Source organism: Mesorhizobium sp. M4B.F.Ca.ET.203.01.1.1 (genome assembly GCF_004791025.1).
GTDB classification, from domain to species: Bacteria; Pseudomonadota; Alphaproteobacteria; order Rhizobiales; family Rhizobiaceae; genus Mesorhizobium; species Mesorhizobium abyssinicae.
Genome location: NZ_SRUO01000257.1, coordinates 1 through 290 on the forward strand (window position 1 = coordinate 1; position 290 = coordinate 290).

General features: G+C 64.1%; 1 protein-coding gene. It reads right to left on the bottom strand.

Annotated features, from left to right (window positions below):
• Positions 1-232, bottom strand: a 232-nt coding sequence (locus tag EN846_RS34575; RefSeq protein ID WP_210236167.1) for a hypothetical protein, incomplete at its 3' end; no start/stop codon positions are given.
• Between the last annotated feature and the right edge of the window lie 58 nt (positions 233-290).

Genomic DNA, 290 nt, shown 5'->3' on the forward strand with positions numbered 1-290 from the left:
GCAGGATGTAGCTGTAGCGCGCCTTCTCGGTAAAGGGCTGCTGCTCATCGGACAGCACGATGCGGAAATCGTTGTTGGCCTGCCACTCGATGGACTCGGGGACGGCAATGACCGAGGTCGACACCACGTCAGTGGTTTCATAGCGCACGCCCAGGCGGGTGTTGGTGCGCATGCCACCCAGTTCCCCGTCCAGCTCCACCTGGAAGTACGCCGCCTTGGTCTTCTCTTCCACGAAGTTGTCGGCCGCGCGAGTACGGCGTCGGCCTGGGCGTGAACCCGCAACGCGCGGC